The following is a 19,636-nucleotide window of genomic DNA, read 5'->3' as shown; positions in this document are numbered from 1 at the left end:
CACCCCGTCGCTACGCTCGCCCGCCTCATCTTGAAGGAATTTCATGTCTACCAGTGACAACACCACCACCTCGGTCCTCGAGGTTCGTGACCTGCACGTCGAGGTCGCCAACTCCGATGCCAACGCCGAGCCCATCCAGATCCTCAAGGGCGTCGACCTGACGGTCCGCTCCGGGGAGACCCACGCGATCATGGGCCCCAACGGCTCCGGCAAGTCGACTCTGTCGTACGCCATCGCCGGTCACCCCAAGTACCAGGTCACGTCCGGCTCCATCACCCTCAACGGTGAAGACGTCCTCGCAATGAGCGTCGACGAGCGTGCACGTGCCGGGCTCTTCCTGGCCATGCAGTACCCCGTCGAGGTTCCCGGCGTTTCCATGTCCAACTTCCTGCGCACCGCCGCTACGGCCGTGCGAGGCGAGGCTCCCAAGCTGCGCCACTGGGTCAAGGAAGTCAAGGAAGCCCTCAGCGAGCTCGAGATCGATCCCTCGTTCATCGAGCGCTCGGTCAACGAAGGCTTCTCCGGTGGCGAGAAGAAGCGCCACGAGATCCTGCAGTTGGGCATGCTCAAGCCGAAGATCGCGATCCTCGACGAGACCGACTCCGGCCTCGACGTTGACGCTCTGCGCACCGTCTCCGAAGGCGTCAACCGCTACAAGGAGCGCGAGAACGGCGGCGTTCTGCTGATCACGCACTACACGCGCATTCTGCGCTACATCAACCCCGACTTCGTTCACGTGTTCGTCGGTGGCCGCATCGTCGAGTCCGGTGGACCGGAGCTGGCCGACGAGCTCGAGACCAACGGCTACGTTCGTTTCACCGCGGACACCGCAGCTACCCAGGGAGCGTAATCACGATGACCACCTCGGTGCGCGAGCTCGACGTCACAGCGGTTCGGGCCGACTTCCCGATCCTGGCGCGAACCGTGCGCGACGGAAAACCTTTGGTGTACTTGGATTCCGGCGCTACCTCGCAGCGTCCGGTCCAGGTTCTCGATGCCGAACGGGACTTCCTGACCACGTGTAACGCGGCAGTACACCGGGGTGCTCATCAGCTCGCAGAAGAGGCGACGGACGCGTACGAGAATGCTCGCGCCACCATCGCTTCTTTCGTGGGCGCGGATTCGGACGAGTTGGTGTTCACCAAGAACGCCACCGAGGCTCTCAATCTGGTGACCTACGTTCTCGGTGACGATCGCTTCGACCGCCATGTCGGTCCTGGCGACGAAATCGTCATCACCGAACTCGAACACCACGCCAACCTCGTTCCCTGGCAGGAACTTGCGCGCCGAACCGGTGCGACGCTCAAGTGGTACGGCGTCACCGACGACGGCCGGATCGATCTCGATTCGCTGGAGCTGACGGACGCGGTGAAGGTCGTTTCGTTCACCCACCAGTCCAACGTGACCGGCGCGATCGCGCCCGTCGAGGAATTGGTGCGACGAGCACGCGCCGTCGGTGCACTCGTCGTGCTCGACGCGTGCCAGTCGGTGCCTCACATGGCCGTCGACTTCCACGAACTGGGAGTGGACTACGCGGCGTTCTCGGGCCACAAGATGCTCGGCCCTTCGGGGGTCGGAGTTCTCTACGGCCGTCGTGAACTGCTGGCAGCGATGCCTCCGTTCATCACCGGCGGGTCGATGATCGAGACGGTCACCATGGAGGTCAGCACCTACGCGCCACCGCCTCAGCGTTTCGAAGCCGGCGTACCGATGACCTCACAGGTGGTCGGACTGGGCGCTGCCGTGGATTACCTGAACACCTTCGGGATGGACGCCGTCGCTGCGCACGAGCACGTGTTGGTGGAGGCTGCTCTCGAAAAGTTGTCGGCGATCGAAGGTCTGCGCATCATCGGACCACAGACGTCCGAGAACCGCGGCGGAGCGATTTCCTTTGTCGTGGACGGTATTCACGCCCACGACCTCGGACAGATCCTCGACGACGAGGGCGTCGCGATTCGCGTCGGACACCATTGTGCGTGGCCGCTGCATCGTAAGTTCGGTGTCGCTGCGACGGCCCGTGCGTCGTTTGCGCTCTACAACACCACCGCGGAAATCGATGTTCTCGTTGCAGCGATCAAGCGTGCGCAGGAATTTTTCGGTGTCGCAGGGGAGTTGAACTGAATCATGCGCATGGAGCAGATGTATCAGGAAGTGATCCTCGATCACTACAAACATCCGCACGGCCGCGGACTCCGTGAGCCGTTCGGCGCCGAGGTGCACCACGTCAACCCGACGTGTGGCGACGAGGTGACGTTGCGCGTCCAGATCTCCGAGGACGGAACGGTCTCCGACGTCTCGTACGACGGTCAGGGTTGTTCGATCAGCCAGGCGTCGACGTCGGTGCTCAACGACCTCGTCATCGGGATGCAGGTCACCGACGCACTGAAGACGGTGACGGCGTTCAACGAGATGGTGAGCAGTCGGGGCACCGTCGAGGGGGACGAGGACGTTCTCGGCGACGGCATCGCGTTCGTCGGTGTCTCGAAGTACCCGGCACGCGTGAAGTGCGCCTTGCTCGGATGGATGGCATTCAAGGATGCTGTAGTCCAGATTGTCGACGGCAGTGCTGTGACGACGGCGGACAGCAGCAGTGAATTGGTCGACACGACTGAAGGACAGGGATCATGACCGAGACACAACCAGTGCAGGACGCCGAGGTCGGCGCTCCGGTGAATCCGAATCCCGATTCCACTGCGGAATTCGGTGGCGCACAGGGCAGTGGCACTGTCCCGTCGCCTGAGCGACTCGACGAACTCGAAGAAGCGATGCGCGACGTCGTCGATCCCGAACTGGGAATCAACGTCGTCGATCTCGGCTTGGTCTACGGACTCTTCGAAGACGACGGTGTCGTCACGATCGACATGACTTTGACGTCGGCGGCGTGCCCGTTGACCGACGTGATCGAGGACCAGGCACGCGGCGCACTTGTGCGTAGCGATCTGTGTACCGACATGAAGATCAACTGGGTGTGGTTGCCGCCGTGGGGACCGGACAAGATCACCGAAGACGGACGCGAGCAACTGCGCGCACTCGGCTTCACGGTCTGACAAGTAACCTCGGCACGATCAACTGAATACATTTCACCGGAGCGTCGGTGCCCGTTCGTCGGGTACCGGCGCTTCGGTTTGTTATATAGGGCCGTTTTAGCCATGATATTCAGGACAATAGTCCCAAATGGTTGTTTGATGAATATTTGCTGGAAGCTGACTGATCGGTAACATCGCAGCTGATTGTCACGATGTGATCTCCGGCGGGCGATTTGCCAGTTTCCACCCGAGCTTTCCAAAGTATTCGTCTCATTTTCGAAGTGCCCCGATCAGTTCGAAGCGTCCAGCGGACGCATATACCTGTTTGCATCATGAGCAAGTTGTAAGAGGGAGATTCGTGTGGATGGCAGTCCCGACCGAGGAATCGTTTCCGCAGCTCGTCCGGACGACGAACTCACCTTCCCTCTTTCTGCCGCGCAACTTTCCCTGCTTGTCGCACAACAGCTTCGACCCGAGATTCCCGTCAGCATCGCTCAGTACGTGGACGTGGACGGCCCACTCGACATCGAGCTGCTGACCGCTGCCAGCAAACAGACCGGCCGTGAGATCGGCTCCGGATATCTGCGCCTGGTCGAGGTGGACGGGGTTGCGCGTCAGTGGCTCGATCTCGACATGGACGACTCCCTCGACGTGGTCGATCTTCGCGCCGAATCGGATCCGGAATCTGCAGCGCAGGAATGGATGCGCAGAGAGCACACTGCTGCCATCGATCCGTTCACCGATCGCCTGGTCAGGCTGGCAGTCCTGGTGCTTCGCGACGACCATTACTACTGGTACAGCCGTATTCATCATGTGGCGCTCGACGGTTTCGGCGCGATGTCGATGATGAACCGCACAGCCGAGATCTACACCGCTGTGGTGCGCGATCTGCCAGTTCCCCCAGCGGTAACTGCCCCCCTCCAATCGTTGGTGAAGGCAGAGGCCGACTATCTGGGCTCCACGCGGTGGGAGCGCGATCGCGACTACTGGAACACCAAGATGGCCGACAAACCGGGCGGAACCTCGCTCGCGTCCTCGACTGCTCCGTCGCAGGCATGGTCTCGCCTACGGTCGGCGACGGTACCTACGGAACTGCGGAGCTCCCTCGAACGGCTGGCCGCCGCCCACGATGTGACGACGTCGTCAGTGGTGATCGGTGCTCTGGCGGCTTACCTCGCCCGGGCCACCGGGACCCGCGACGTGGTCCTCAGCCTGCCGGTCTCGGGGCGGACGACAAAAGCTGCTCGCAGGTCCGGCGGAATGATGTCGAACGTCGTCCCGATACGTGCGAGCGTCGATCCGCATTTCGCGGTCGGGGACTTGCTGCACGAGGTGAAGATCGAACTCACCGGCGCACTGCGTCATCAGAAATACCGCCACGAGGACCTACGACGCGACCTCAACGCCGGTGATCACAGCATCGCCGACGGACGAGGCTTCCACGGGCCGTTGATCAACCTCATGCTGTTCCATTCCGGAATCACTCTCGGGGACGCGCACGGCGAACTGAACGTGATCTCGACCGGGCCGATCGAAGACCTCTCCGTCAACGTCTATCAGACTTCCGCAGCCGAAGAGATCCAGATCGACTTCGCCGCGAATCCAGACCTGTACACCAACGAGGACATCTCGCGTCACCACCGGCGTTTCCTCGAGTTCCTCGACTTGTTCTGCGCTGCGGAATCGGGAACTCGATTGATGGATATCGACCCCGACGCCGCGGGTAAATGGATCGCCGAAGTTCAACACGCCCGCAACGTCGAGTACTGGTCTGCGACCTTGTCGAACCCCGCCGAGGAACTGGGTTTGCCGGTCGTCGCCGGATCCGGTCGAACGTCCACGCCCCTCGAGATCGAGGCAGGCCTCTGCCGGAGCCTGGAGACGATGGCGACGACGATGAACACGAGTCTGTTCGTGCTGTTCCAGTCTGCGATGGCCGGACTGCTGCGCCGCGTCGGTTCGGCCGACGAGGTGTCGATCGGCGTCTCGGTCCGAGGGTACGGCGCCTCCAATCCGGACGATTTCGTCTCGATGTTCGCCAACCAGTTGGTGCTTCGCTCGACGGTGTCGAACACCATGACGCTCACCGACCTGGTCGGTGCGGTGGACACCGTCGCAATCGAAGCTCTCGAACACGCAGACATTCTTCTGTCTTCGGTGACCGCCGCACTCGGTGACGGCCGCTGGGTCGAGACGGGCCCGTTGTTCCGGGCGATGGTCTGTTTCGAGGAGCCGCTGGATGCTCACCCGAGATTTCCGGGGCTCATGGTCGGTGCGCCTATCGGATCGGATCTGGCCACCGTGCCGGAACTGTTTGTCTCCCTGGCGATTCCGACTGGTGAGCATGCCGATTTCGATCAGCCGATCTCCGGTGTTCTGGATTGGCTCGGCACGAAAGAGCAAGCCGAGGACCTCGCCGACCGTTATCTACGAATCTTGACCGCGATGGTCGGTACTCCGCACTCGGCGCTCGGCTCAGTGGATCTACTGCGCCCGGAGGCGCGCCAGGCGCTGGTGCCGCCCGTTCTGCCGATTACCCCGGTCCGAACGCTCTCCGAGATCCTTTCCGACCGCATTCGGGCGACCCCGGAAGCGATCGCCGTGGTCGCGGGCAGCGAGCGCGTGTCGTACCGCGAACTCGATCGACGATCGAATCAGTTGGCGCGCAAGCTCGTCGATCATGGCGTGCAATCCGAGTCGTTGGTCGGAATCATGCTGCCGAAATCCGTGGACATGATCGTTGCCGCTGTCGCGGTAGTGAAGGCCGGCGGCGGATACCTCCCACTCGATCGTGCACACCCCGCCGAGCGTTTGGCATACGTGGTCGAGGATGCGCAACCGGTGTGCGTCATCTCCGATTCCACTTTCCCGAACTCCGCCTTCCCGAACTCTGACGTGGTGGTCGTCGGCGTCGAATCCGACGAATACTCCGGTGAGAGTCTGGAAACCGATGAGCGCCCGCGCGGACACGGAGCCGACAATCTGGCGTACGTGATCTACACCTCGGGGTCGACGGGCCGACCCAAAGGTGTCTCCGTCACCCACGCCACCGTGGTGCGATTGTTCGAGAACACGCACGTCGAATTCGGATTCGACGGCAACGACGTGTGGACGATGTTCCACTCGTTCGCCTTCGACTTCTCGGTCTGGGAACTGTGGGGCGCGCTGCTCCACGGCGGAACGCTGGTCCTGGTCGATCACGAGGTATCACGCGACCCTGACGCCTTCCGGGCGCTGGTCGCCGCAGAAGGCGTCACCGTGCTCAATCAGACGCCCTCGGCCTTCTACCAGTACATCGAAGCCGACCTTCGGGCCGATTCGGAGACCCGGCTCCGGTACGTGATCTTCGGTGGCGAAGCCTTGGACCTGCGTCGACTCGGGCGCTGGTACGACAATCACCCGGGGTACGAAAGTCACACGGAATCCGCGCCTGCACTCGTCAACATGTACGGCATCACCGAGACGACGGTGCACGTCACCCATCTCGAACTCGACCGGGCGAGCGCGAGTGCGCTGACCGGCAGCCGGATCGGTGACGCGATCGACGGACTTCGTGTGTACCTGCTCGACGAGCATCTCTCCCCGGTCCCGGTGGGGATCGCGGGGGAGATCTATGTCGCGGGCGGTCAACTCGCCCGTGGCTATCTGGGCCGTCCAGACCTCACCGCGGGCCGGTTCGTTGCCGATCCTTTCAATGCCGGCGGACGACGGTTGTACCGGTCCGGCGACCGCGCACGATGGATTGCGCCCGGACAACTCGAGTACCTCGGACGCGGCGACGCGCAGGTCAAGATCCGCGGATTCCGGATCGAACTCGGCGAAATCGACTCCGTCATCCTCAGCGCGCCGGGAATCGACGATGCTGTGACGGTTGTGGCTCCGACGCCGGCGGGCGGCGCTCTCGTGACCTATGTGACCGCTTCCGACGTCGTGGACGCCGACGCCCTCCGAGCTCACGCCGCCGAAGCCCTCCCGACCTACATGGTTCCCGATGCCTTCATGGTCCTCGATTCGATTCCGTTGACCACCAACGGAAAACTGGACCGGCGTGCGCTGCCTTCGCCTATCCTGGCCTCCACCAAGGTCTTCCGACCTCCGACGACCCCGACCGAGGGCAAGGTTGCGGCGGTTCTGGCTGACATCCTGAGTAGTGGACCGCTCGGACTCGACGATAATTTCTTCCATCTGGGCGGAAACTCGCTGGTAGCGACGACGGCGGTAGCGCGCTTGACCGAAGCCACCGGGGTTAAAATGCCGCTGCGTGCACTCTTCGACCATCCCACGGTGTCTGGGATCGCGGCGACGATCGAGCGTGCGGCACAGACCCCGGACGCCGACGGTATTCAGGTCGTGGCCCGGCCGCCTGTACTGCCTCTCGCTCCCGCGCAGCAGCGACTGTGGTTCCTGAACCGCGTGGCACCGGAATCAGGTGCGTACAACATTCCACTGGCGGTGTCGTTGCGCGGCGCCGTCGATCCCGACGCACTCAGTGCCGCGATCGTGGACGTCGTGACACGTCACGAGTCACTACGCACCGTGTTTCCTCAGATCGGGGACAACGCGACGCAGAAGGTTCTGGGCCTGGGCGAGGGGATCGCAGAGCTCGAGTCGATCGACGTGGAACGCGGAAGCCTCGAGAGAGTGATCTTCGAATTCTCTTCGGCCGGTTTCGATCTGGTCCGCGAACGTCCGGTGCGCTACCTGCTGATCACTGTCGCCGCCGAGAAGGAAGGCGATGACGAGGAAGCTGTCCTCGTAGTGGTTCTGCACCACATGGTGGCCGACGGTTGGTCGCTCGCGCCGTTGGCTGCTGATCTCACCGGCGCCTACGCCGCCCGCGTCGGCGGCAACAGCCCGCAGTGGGCACCCCTTCCGGTGCAGTACGCCGACTACACGCTCTGGCACCGAGAACACCTCGGCGACGCGTCATCCACCGATTCACTTGCCCAATCACAGATCGCGTTCTGGAAGCAGCAGCTGGCGGGAGCGCCCGAGCAGCTCCACCTGCCGACGGACCGTCCGCGCGCACTCGACCCGACCATGCGCGGAGCCGGAGTCGACATCAGAATCGGCGCTTCCACGCATCAGAAGCTCGTTGTACTTGCCGCCGATCACGACGCCACGCCGTTCATCGCCCTGCACGCGTGCTTCGCCCTGCTTCTGGCCAGGTACAGCGGCACGAACGACATCGTCATCGGAACACCGGTGGCAGGGCGAGGGGACCGATCTCTCGATCTGCTCGTCGGCATGTTCGTCAACACTCTTGCCCTGCGGACCGTCGTCGATCGGGACGCAACGTTCGCCGCATACCTGTCACAGGTCAGGGCCGTCGACGTGGATGCCTTCGACAATGCGGACGTGCCTTTCGACGTCGTCGTGGACGCGCTCGAACTGGACCGCTCGCCCGCACACCACCCGGTCTTTCAAGCGGCCATCACCTCGCGGATAGCCACCACCCACACAGCCGAACTGGCCGGGGTGTCGATGACGGCGCGGGCAGTCGAGACGGGGCTGACCAAGTTCGACCTCGAGCTCACCGTCACCGAACGTCACGAGGCCGGGGCCGCAGCAGGAATCGATGCCACGTTCACCTATTCCACCGACCTGTTCGACAGCGCGACCGTCGAAGCGTTGGCGCGAAACTTCGTGACCCTCGTGGAATCGGCAGTGTCGGAACCGACTGCATCGGTTGGTGACCTTCGTGTACTCGGATCGCGGGAGAGTGCCGCGACGTTGCCGCGACGCGGTGTGGCTTCGGTGGGCGAATCGACGCTGGCGCAGATCCTCGGGGACACCGCGAGGACGTATCCCGACGCGATCGCCCTCGAAGACTCCGAGCGCTCACTCTCGTACGGGGAGCTGGAGCGTCGATCGAATCGGATCGCTCGATACCTCATGGACCTGGGAGTCGGCCCCGAGACACCGGTCGCACTGGCAGTTGCCCGATCGGTCGACTCCGTGCTCGCAGTCTGGTCGGTCACCAAAGCCGGTGGCGTTTTCGTCCCGGTCGATCCCCGTTATCCCGCAGATCGAGTTGCGCACATGCTCGAGGATTCGGGTGTGCGGATCGGAATTCGGTCCGCCGAGGTTGCGGCTGGTCCGGCAGCCGGTGGGAACGTCGCAGTCTGGATCGACCTCGGCGACGCGGACACGGTTGCAGAATGTGCCGCCTACTCCGACGCTGCCATCGACGACGCTGACAGAACAGCGTCGATCACTGCGGCGTCGGCTGCGTACGTCATCTACACGTCCGGCTCGACCGGAGTGCCGAAGGGCACCGTCGTCACTCACGCGGGTTTGGCCAATCTTGCTCGCGAACAACAGGATCGGTACCGGATCACCGCCGGGTCGCGAACTCTGCATTTTGCGTCACCGAGCTTCGACGGCGCCGTACTCGAGCTACTGCTCGCCGGTTCGACCGGCGCGACGATGGTGATCGCCCCTCCCGACATCTACGGAGGGGAGGCGTTGAGCGAGTTCCTCCGAAGCCACGAGGTCACTCATGCCTTCATCACTCCGGCTGCGCTGGCGACCGTCGATCCGGCGGGCGTGACGGCACTGGAATGCGTAGTCGTCGGCGGCGACGTGTGCACGCCGGAATTGGTCTCGAGCTGGGGCAACGGGCGCAGACTGCACAACGGATACGGTCCGACCGAAACCACTGTCATGGTTGCCATCAGTGACCCACTCTCACCGGGGGAGCCGATCACCATCGGCGGTCCCATCCGCGGAATCGACGCCGTGGTGCTCGACTCTCGGCTGCAACCGGTCCCGATCGGCGGCGTCGGCGAGCTGTACATCGGTGGGCCGGGGCTTGCACGTGGTTACCACCTTCGTCCCGCGCTGACGTCGGATCGTTTTGTCGCGCATCCGTACTCGACGTCCGGTGCCCGGATGTACCGAACCGGTGACCTGGTCCGCTGGACCAAGGACCTGACCCTCCGCTACGTGGGCCGCAGCGATCATCAGCTCAAGATCCGCGGGTTCCGCATCGAACTCGGCGAGATCGACGCTGCTCTGATGGATTCCCCTCTCGTTCACTTCGCCACGACGATTCCCGTCGAATCCGCCGCAGGCACCACTCTGGCGTCGTACGTGTTGCTCAGCGGCGACGCTGATATCGAGTCGCTCTTTGCGGCACTCGCCGACACGCTGCCGCGGTACATGATTCCGTCGTCGATCACCCCGATCGACGCCATTCCGTTGACTCCGGTCGGCAAACTCGATCGCAGAGCGTTGCCGACGCCGATACCGCGCGAAATCCTCGGAACGGGCCGTGAACCCGAGGCCGGACTCGAACGAACCGTTGCCGACGTGTTCGCTTCACTGCTCGACGTACCCGAGGTCCGGGCCGGAGACAGCTTCTTCGATCTCGGGGGCAACTCGCTCGTCGCGACGCAGGTGTCCGCGCGGTTGAGCGCAGCGACGGGACTCACCGTGGACGTGCGCTCGATCTTCGAAGCACCGACCGTCGAAGCGCTCGCTGCACGTCTGGCGGCGAGCGCCGAAGCATCAGACGATCGACCTGCCCTGAGCGCCGGTGCTCGGCCGGACCGCCTACCGCTCTCCGCCGCCCAACAGCGCCTGTGGTTCGTCAATCGCTTCGACCCCCAGTCCGCGGTCTACAACATTCCGTTCGCGATCCGGATCACCGGAGACATCCACGGCGATGCACTCGAGGAGGCGCTTGCGGACGTCATTGCACGCCATGAGGTGCTTCGAACGATCTACGCCGACAGCGCCGACGGCCCGAGTCAGGTCATCCGAGCGCTCTCCGACGTGCAGTTCTCCGTCGAGCGCTACCGCGGATCCGAAGGTGTGGACGCGGCGACGACGGAGTTCGCGGCGCGTGGGTTCGATCTCGGTTCGGATCTGCCGATTCGGGCCATGCTGGTGCGCGAGGACGCCGGCGCTCACGTACTGGTCGTCGTCATCCACCACATCGCCTTCGACGGCTGGTCCCTGACTCCCTTTGCGACAGATTTCGTCGCGGCGTACTCCGCACGCGTCGTCGGAGACGCCCCGGTTTTCACACCGCTCGACGTGCAGTACGCCGACTACGCGGTGTGGCAGCAAGACTCGCTCGGACAGGTCGGCGACCAGGAGTCTCTAGTTGCCCGCGAACTGACCTTCTGGACCACTGCCATGGCTGGTGCCCCGGACGAGGTACTGCTACCGGTCGATCGCCCACGCGGATCTGTCTCCACGACCGCCGTGGGATCGGTGCCGATCGTCATCGACGCGGCGACCGGGGAGCGTCTCGCCGCCTTGGCGAGGTGCAGTGGCTCGACGCAGTTCATGGTCGTACACGCGATCCTGGCGGTTGTTCTCGCGCGTCTCGGTGCAACTGACGACGTGGTGGTCGGCACCCCGGTGGCAGGCCGCGGGCGACCCGAGCTGGATTCCCTGATCGGGATGTTCGTCAATTCGGTACCGCTTCGCACGCCGGTCGATCACCGAGCGCCGTTCACCTCTCTGCTCGAGGTCGTCCGTGAACGCGACCTTGCCGCCTTTGCGCACCCCGAGCTGCCCTTCGAGGTGCTGGTCGACGCCCTCGATCTCGACCGGTCGACTACGCGACACCCCCTGTTCCAGGTCATGCTGTCGTATCACCAGAACGTGGTTTCGCCGCAGGTCACGGTCCACGACGCGCATCTCGAAGCGCAAGCACTCGAACCGTCCGTCGCGAAGTTCGACCTCGAGTTCACCCTGCTGGCAGGCGATTCCGAGAAGACCGAGATCACCGGGTCGCTCAGGTTCGCCGAGGCGCTCTTCGACATTGCCACCGCGGAAACGATCGCCGCGCGTGTGCAGTCGGTGGCCCGCGCCGTCGCCGCAGATCCGGACGCCGCGATCGACGACCTAGATTTCCTCAGCACCCTCGAGCGGGCGTCGCTGATGCCGGTACGAGGTCCGGCGTGGACCAGTTCGCGCACCTTGGCCGAAATATTGACGCGGACCGCCACCCGTTCAGGCGATTCGGTGGCCCTTCGATCCGGTGACACCACCGTGCTCTACCGAGATCTCTTCGCCCGTGCATCGGCGCTTGCCCGCCGTCTGACCACGGAAGGGATCGGTGCCGAAGACATTGTGGCGATCGCGATTCCGCGCTCGATCGACTCGATCGTCGCCTTGTGGGGCGTTTCCTTGACCGGCGCCGCGTTTGTTCCGGTCGATCCGCGATACCCCGCCGATCGCATTCTGCACATGCTCACCGACTCCGGAGCCACTCGCGGAGTGACGACGGAAGCGGTGATCGAATCACTGCCCCGCCCGGTTCCGTGGATGACAATGGACGACATCCACGGCGACGGTGTCGGGCAGCCGGTTCCGGCCGCGCCGATCCGAATCGACAACCTCGCCTACATCATCTACACCTCCGGATCGACGGGAAAGCCCAAGGGCGTCAGCGTCACTCATCGTGGCCTGAGCGCGTTGGCGGCCGAGCAGACGGCGCGTTACGGCATCTCGGCGCAGTCGCGGACGCTGCACTTCTCCTCACCGAGCTTCGACGCATCCATCCTCGAACTGCTGCTCGCAGTCGGTGAAGGCGCGACGATGGTGATCGCCTCTCCCGACGTTTACGGCGGCCAGGACCTAGCCGAATTGGTCACCGATCACCAGGTGACCCACGCGTTCATCACACCGGCAGCGCTGGCCTCGGTCGATCCCACCGGGCTGGACGTCTTGCAGTCGATCGTTGTCGGTGGCGAGGCATGCCCACCCGAACTGGTCCGTAAGTGGGCACCGGGTCGCCGATTGTTCAACGGCTACGGGCCGACGGAAACCACCGTCATGGTCTGCATCAGTGATGCCTTGAGCGTGGGGGAGACCGTGACCATCGGCGGGCCCGTCCGCGGCGTGTCCGCGGTAATTCTCGACGGCTCGGCTCAGCCGGTACCTGTCGGGGTCACCGGTGAGCTCTACATCGCCGGCCTGGGACTTGCCCGCGGCTACCTCGACCAACCCGCCTTGACGGCGACGCGATTCGTGGCAGCGCCGTTCGGCCCGGCCGGCACCCGCATGTACCGGACCGGTGACTTGGTTCGGTGGACGCCGCTCGGGACGATCGAATACGTCGGACGCTCCGATCACCAGGTGAAAGTGCGCGGATTCCGCATCGAACTGGGCGAGATCGACTCCGTCCTCAGCACTTACCCCGGCGTCGAGTTCGCGGTCACCGTGGGCGTCGACGCAGCTTCCGGTGAGACGATGTTGGCGTCGTACGTAGTGCTCGGCGCCGATGCGGTCGAGATGGACGAGTTGCTGAGCCATGCGCGCCGCTCACTGCCCGCCTTCATGGTGCCGTCGGCGATCACCCCGATCGATCACGTACCGCTGACCCCCGTCGGGAAGCTCGACCGATCGGCGCTGCCGGCGCCGACACTGCGTTCGTCCGAGCGAAGTGTCGAGCCGCTGACGACCGCGACCGAACTCCAGGTTGCCGGCGTCGTGGCGGAACTGCTGGGTATCGAACAGATCAGTGCGTCGGACAGTTTCTTCGAACTCGGCGGCAACTCACTGCTCGCCACCAGACTGGCCCAGCGACTCGGCGAGTCGTTGGGCAGGCAGGTGCCTGTCCGAATGCTGTTCGAGCACCCCGAAATTCGGGAACTTGCCACCGCGCTCGACACATCCGCCGGGGCGAAGGCGCTTCCACCGATCACCGCCGTAGACCGCCCCGAGCGAATTCCGCTGTCCTACGCGCAAGCACGCATCTGGTTCCTCAACCAGATGGATCCCGGCTCACCCGCGTACAACGTCCCTGCTGCGATCTCCCTCGACGGTGCACTCGACGTGCCGGCCCTCGAAGCTGCGGTCCTCGACGTGATCGAAAGGCACGAAATCCTGCGCACGGTGTTCCCCGACTCCGGCACCGGTCCACACCAGGTGATCCAGGATGCATTCACCTCGCTCGAGTACGGAAATGCGGACACCCGTGAACCGGCAGTGCTCGCCAGAGAATTCGCGTCGCGTGGATTCGACATCACGACCCAAGCTCCCGTTCGCGCGCTCCTGCTCGAATCGACGCCGCAGCACCACACACTTGTCATCGTGATCCACCACATCGCGGCGGACGGATGGTCGATCGCGCCGTTGATGAAGGACGTGCTCACCGCCTACGTCGCGAGAAGTTCGGGACACGCTCCCGAGTTCACCCCGCTCGAAGTGCACTACGCGGACTTCGCCATCTGGCAGCGGGAAGCGCTGGGCTCGGTGGACGAATCCGAGAGCGTGCTAGGGGCACAGGCGTCGTACTGGCGGGAGACGTTGCGGGGCGCACCTGAATTGATCGACCTTCCGAGCGATCGAGCGCGTCCGCTCACCCAGTCGTTGAGCGGTGCCCACACCGCGGTCTCGCTTCCGGCGCACACCCGGATCGCGGTCGAGGCGGTTGCCGGAGCCAATGCGGCGACGCCGTTCATGGTGTTGCACGCTGCCTATGCCGTCCTGCTGTCCAGGCTGAGTCGAAGCACGGACATCGTGATCGGATCTCCGGTCGCCGGGCGAGGACACCGCGTTCTCGACGACCTCGTGGGAATGTTCGTGGGCACGGTCGGAATGCGCACGACGGTCGACCCCGGGTCGACGTTCGTCGACGTTCTGCGTACTGTCCGCTCCGTCGATCTCGACGCCTTCGCCCACGCGGATATTCCGTTCGAGCAGGTCGTGGACGTGGTGGCGCCGACCCGGACCACCGACCGTCATCCGGTGTTCCAGACGATGATCTCGTTCCACGGCGCCCACCCGACGACGTGGGACCTGCCTGGACTTGCCGTTCGTGCCCACGAGATCACACCGGACATCGCCAAGTACGACCTGCAGTTCACCGTTGTCGAACAGACCGCGGAGGAAGGCGGCGGCTACGAGGCCTCCCTCACCTACGCGAAGGATCTCTTCGACACCGATACGGCGGAGTCGTTTGCAGTGATGCTGGAAACGATCGTCGAGACACTGACTGCCCAGCCCTCCGCCGTCGTCGGTGACGTGGATCTTGCGGGACGTCGCCTGCGTGCGTTGCCCGGACGTCCGGCCGGCGATGCTTTGACCCTGCCGGAGTTGCTGCTTCGCGGCGCTGCCGATCCGCACGCCCCGGCAATCGTCGACGTCGCCACATCCGTCACGCTCACGTACGGCGAACTCGACCGACGCTCCGACGCTATGGCGTTTGCGTTGATCGCTCGCGGAATAGCGCCGGAAATGATTGTGGCACTGGCGCTTCCGAGGTCGGCCGACTATGTGATCGCGCTCTGGGCCGTAGCGAAAGTCGGCGGAGTGTTTCTTCCCGTGGATCCGGCGTACCCCGCCGAGCGGATCGAGCACATGCTCACCGACAGTGGAGCGGTACTCGGTATCACCAGGGGCGAGTATGCGGCCGACCTTCCGGGCGTCACATCGTGGATCGAGTTGGATGCGATCGAATTCACCACCGAAATCGAGGCAGTCCATTCCGAGACACTGCCGGACGCGCCACTCGAGTTCGACAACCCGGCCTACTTGATCTACACCTCGGGCTCGACAGGAAAACCCAAGGGCGTGTTGGTCACTCACGCGGGACTGGCAGCGTTTGCCGACGAACAGCGGGAGCGTTTCGGCGTCACCGCGCACTCTCGCGCTCTGAGCTTCGCCTCGACGAGCTTCGACGCGTCGGTTCTCGAGCTCCTTCTGGCTTTCGGCGCCGGCGCAACGATGGTGATAGCGCCGCCGACAGTTCTCGGCGGTGTCGAATTGCACGAACTGCTCGACGAGCAGACGATCACCCATGCTTTCGTGACTCCAGCCGCCTTGGCGACTGTCGATCCCGCCGGGCTCGACCATCTCGAAGCCGTCGTCGTCGGCGGCGACGACTGTTCCGCCGACCTCGTATCTCGGTGGGCACCGGGGCGCCGAATGTTCAACGCGTACGGCCCGACCGAGGCCACCGTCGCAGTCACCATCAGTGATTCGCTGGTCGCGGGGGAGCCCGTGACGATCGGCGGCCCGATCCGCGGCGTGGACGCGATGATTCTCGATTCCCGACTGCACTCGGTTCCCGGCCAGGTCGTCGGTGAGCTCTACGTCAGCGGCGACGGTCTCGCCCGCGGGTACCTCGGCAACCCCGCACTCACAGCCGCGCGCTTCGTCGCCGACCCGCATGGACCCGAAGGCGCTCGGATGTACCGCACCGGGGATCTTGTGCGCGAAGCTCGCTCAGGGGCACTGATCTACCTCGGACGCGCAGACCACCAGGTCAAGATCCGAGGGTTCCGAATCGAACTCGGAGAAATCGACGCGGTGCTGGCAGCGGAAGCGTCCGTGCATTCGGCTGTCAGCGTCGTCGTCGGGGAGGGCGTCGACGCTCGGATCGTCGCGTACGTCGTCCCGGCACATGCGGACTTCGACGCCGCCGCGCTACGCCGTCACGCAGGTATATCGCTGCCTGCGCACATGATCCCGTCCGCTGTTGTCGTGATCGGCGCAGTCCCGACCACACCGGCGGGCAAGCTCGATCGCAGCGCTCTGCCTGCTCCCAACTGGGAGTCGCCGAGTGGACGCAGTCCGGAAGGCAGCGACGAGATCGCGATCTGCGCTGCTTTCGCAGAGGTACTCGATCTGGCCGACGTAGACACGTACGCCGATTCGAGTTTCTTCGAACTCGGCGGCAACTCACTCATGGCAACGCGTTTGGTCGCTGCCATCAAAGAACGCACCAGCATGACCGTCCCCGTCGCGTGGATATTCTCCGACCCGACTCCGGAGGCATTGGCGCGCAGACTCTTCGAACTCGAGGCAACAGTTGTGACAAGTGACGCGGATACCTCCGCACTTGCGGTAGTCCTGCCACTACGTCCGGAAGGCCGCGCCGAGCCACTGTTCTGCATCCATCCGGCCATCGGATTGGCCTGGTGCTACGGAGCGCTCGATCGCTACGTCGACTCCAGCCGGCCGCTCTACGGCCTGCAGTCGCCGGTCCTGACGGACTCCGAATTTCGGGCGGAGCTGATCGAGGACTTCGCGGCGCGGTACGTCGAGGAAATTCGCGGAGTTCAGCCGCACGGTCCGTATCACCTGCTGGGGTGGTCGATCGGCGGATTGATCGCTCACGCGGCGGCGGTGCAGTTGCAAGCCGCGGGTGAGAGCGTCGCCGACCTGATTCTGCTCGACAGCTTCGTTCTCGAAGACCCGACGATGGCGGGCGCGCAGCCTTCTCTCGCCGAACTGATCGGCGGGTTGGGGATCTCGGTCCCGGACACCGGCGAGCGTGATCTGACACCCGAGGACGCCGAAGCACTCTTGCGCGAAGCCATCGGCGATCACCCCTTGGTCTCGAGCGATCGGATCGAGCGACTGTTCGAGGAATACTCCGCAGGCGCCGAACTGGCTCACCGATACCGCCCGGGCAAGTTCGTGGGCGATCTGCTGTTCTTCTCGGCACACGCCGACACCTTCGACCCGCTGCGAACCGCGTCGGCGTGGCGACCGTTCGTCTCCGGGGTGATCATCGACCGTCCGGTGCCCACGTCACACGCCGAAATGTTCACCGAGGCAGGTCTGGAGGCGATCGGACCCGTGATCAACCTTGCGGTCGGAACGGGTCGTCACGCGGCCCCGGACGTCGACGCAGAGTTGGACGCTCTGATCGAGGTCCAAGACGTGCGCGGCTGACTCAGGCTCGTTTCTTCCTCGGTGTGGTCGACTTCGACGAGCCGGCCTTGGAGGCGTTCGACTTCGCTTCGTCCACACTGCGCTGCAGTGCGGCAACCAGGTCCACCACCTCCGCATCGGTGCCCTCTTGGTCGACCTCGGCGGCCGGGATGACCTTCTTGCCGCCGTTCTCGATCATCTCGTCGAGCAACTGCCTCAGTTGGAGCTGATAGTCGTCGGTGAACTCGGTCGGATCGAAATCGCCCGCCATGCTCTCGACGAGCGTCTGCGCCATCTTCAGTTCCTTCGCCTTCGGCTTCTCCACGTCGTCGAGGGAAGGGAACTCTGCTGCACGAACTTCGTCGGGCCACAGCAAGGTCTGGATCACCAGAACACCATCGCGAGCGCGCATCGCGGCCAGGCGCGTCTTCTGTCGCAGCGTGAAATGCACCAGTGCCGTTCGATCACTCTCGGTGAGCACAGTCGAAAGCAGGACGTACGCCTTCGGCGACGCCGAATCGGGCTCGAGGAAGTAACTCTTCTCGAACAAGATCGGATCGATCTGATCGTTCGGCACGAATTCCAGCACCGGAATCTCGTGCTTCTCCGCAGCCGGGAGTTTGTTGAAGTCCTCGTCGCTCAAGATGACGCGCGATCCGTCTTCCGAGTCGTACGCCTTGTCGATGTCCGCGAACTGAACCGTGTTTCCGCACTCGGAACACACACGGTTGTACTTGATGCGGCCACCGTCTTTTGCATGGACCTGGTGAAATCGGATGTCGTGGTCCTCGGTCGCCGAGTACACCTTGACCGGGACGTTGACCAGACCGAAGGCTATCGAGCCTTTCCAAATCGAGCGCATGCCTCCCATGATGGTCGCCGCCGGCCGTTTGCGCGAGGCAAACGATCACGGTTGATCCCGAACCGTTGCGTGTGGATGGGTCGGTTCGGGGCGTATCGAGCGGGTATCCGCTTCGAGAACCCGACTCGCACACCTGGGGAGACGCTCCGATGAGAATCCGAACCTACCGTCGACGCGTCACCGCGGCGCTGGCGATTTCACTGGTTCCACTGCTGTTTGCGCCTTGGCCCGCGAACGCAGATCCGGCACGCACCGTAACCATCAGCGTCCACTCCGACGCGATGGGCCGCGACATTCCACTCGAGGTGGTCCTCCCCGCCGACACGAGCGCCCCACGGCCCACGTTGTATCTGCTCAACGGCGCCGGTGGTGGCGAGGACAGTGCAACGTGGGAAGGACGGACCGATGTCCTGGACTTCTTCGCCGACAAGAACGTCAACGTCGTGACGCCGCTGGAAGGTGCGTTCAGCTACTACACCGACTGGCAGAAAGACGATCCCGTACTCGGGCGCAACAAGTGGCAGACGTTCCTCACTCGCGAACTGCCGCCCGTCATCGATGCGCAGTTCGGTACCAACGGGGTCAACTCCATCGCGGCGATTTCGATGACGGCGACGTCGGTACTCAATCTCGCGATCTCGGCACCAGGGCTTTATCGGAGTGTCGGGGCCTACAGCGGGTGCGCGGAGACTTCCACCCAGCCGGGTCAGGACTATGTGCGGTTGGTGGTCGGCGCGCGGGGTGGCGCTGATCCGACAAACATGTGGGGACCGTTCGACGGTCCGGGGTGGCGCGAGAACGATCCGGTCGTGAACGCGGAGAAGTTGCGGGGGACCGCACTGTACGTTTCCACCGGATCCGGGCTGCCAGGTCCGCACGACAACCTTCAGGCACCCGATGTGAACGGAAATCCCGGAGCCCTCCTTAATCAGATCGTCGTCGGCGGCATCATCGAATCCGCGGTCAACGGGTGCACGCACGGCTTGGCGGACCGACTGAACGCACTGGGCATCCCCGCGACCTTCGACTTCAAGCCGACTGGAACCCACTCGTGGGGCTACTGGCAGGACGACCTACACAATTCCTGGCCGATGATCGCCGGCTCGATGGGAGCGCAGTAGTC

7 protein-coding genes are annotated in these 19,636 nt (G+C 64.0%); 6 read left to right on the top strand and 1 reads right to left on the bottom strand.

Annotated elements, in window-relative coordinates; all coding sequences use genetic code 11:
- Nucleotides 1-43: 43 nt before the first annotated feature.
- From sufC to ABH939_RS16000, 5 genes are all read left to right on the top strand, one after another.
- Nucleotides 44-850, top strand: a complete 807-nt coding sequence (gene sufC, locus ABH939_RS16020) for a Fe-S cluster assembly ATPase SufC (protein WP_003944795.1) — start codon at nt 44-46, stop codon at nt 848-850.
- 5 nt (nt 851-855) lie between these two features.
- Nucleotides 856-2,121, top strand: a complete 1,266-nt coding sequence (locus ABH939_RS16015; protein ID WP_003944865.1) for a cysteine desulfurase — start codon at nt 856-858, stop codon at nt 2,119-2,121.
- Nucleotides 2,122-2,124: 3 nt separating this feature from the next.
- Complete coding sequence (sufU, locus tag ABH939_RS16010; protein WP_003944894.1) at nt 2,125-2,628, top strand: Fe-S cluster assembly sulfur transfer protein SufU; 504 nt, start codon at nt 2,125-2,127, stop codon at nt 2,626-2,628.
- Complete coding sequence (locus ABH939_RS16005) at nt 2,625-3,047, top strand: metal-sulfur cluster assembly factor (protein WP_003944963.1); 423 nt, start codon at nt 2,625-2,627, stop codon at nt 3,045-3,047. The genes sufU and ABH939_RS16005 overlap by 4 nt, the downstream gene beginning before the upstream one ends.
- A 339-nt stretch (nt 3,048-3,386) precedes the next feature.
- Complete coding sequence (locus ABH939_RS16000) at nt 3,387-17,672, top strand: amino acid adenylation domain-containing protein (RefSeq protein WP_404649804.1); 14,286 nt, start codon at nt 3,387-3,389, stop codon at nt 17,670-17,672.
- Between the two features lies 1 nt (nt 17,673).
- Here ABH939_RS16000 and ABH939_RS15995 read toward each other — a convergent pair whose 3' ends face one another.
- The gene (locus tag ABH939_RS15995) at nt 17,674-18,522 is read right to left on the bottom strand and encodes a Ku protein (protein WP_020907736.1); all 849 of its coding nucleotides are present in this window, start codon (nt 18,520-18,522) and stop codon (nt 17,674-17,676) included.
- Between the two features lie 140 nt (nt 18,523-18,662).
- Here ABH939_RS15995 and ABH939_RS15990 point away from each other — a divergent pair, with 140 nt between their 5' ends.
- Nucleotides 18,663-19,634, top strand: a complete 972-nt coding sequence (locus ABH939_RS15990) for an alpha/beta hydrolase family protein (RefSeq protein WP_058038776.1) — start codon at nt 18,663-18,665, stop codon at nt 19,632-19,634.
- Nucleotides 19,635-19,636: the final 2 nt, after the last annotated feature.

It is taken from the genome of Rhodococcus sp. 27YEA6 (genome assembly GCF_044908235.1).
GTDB classification, from domain to species: Bacteria; Actinomycetota; Actinomycetes; order Mycobacteriales; family Mycobacteriaceae; genus Rhodococcus_F; species Rhodococcus_F qingshengii.
Note: the sequence above shows the minus strand (reverse complement) of the source record. Positions and strands in the feature narration are given on the sequence as shown.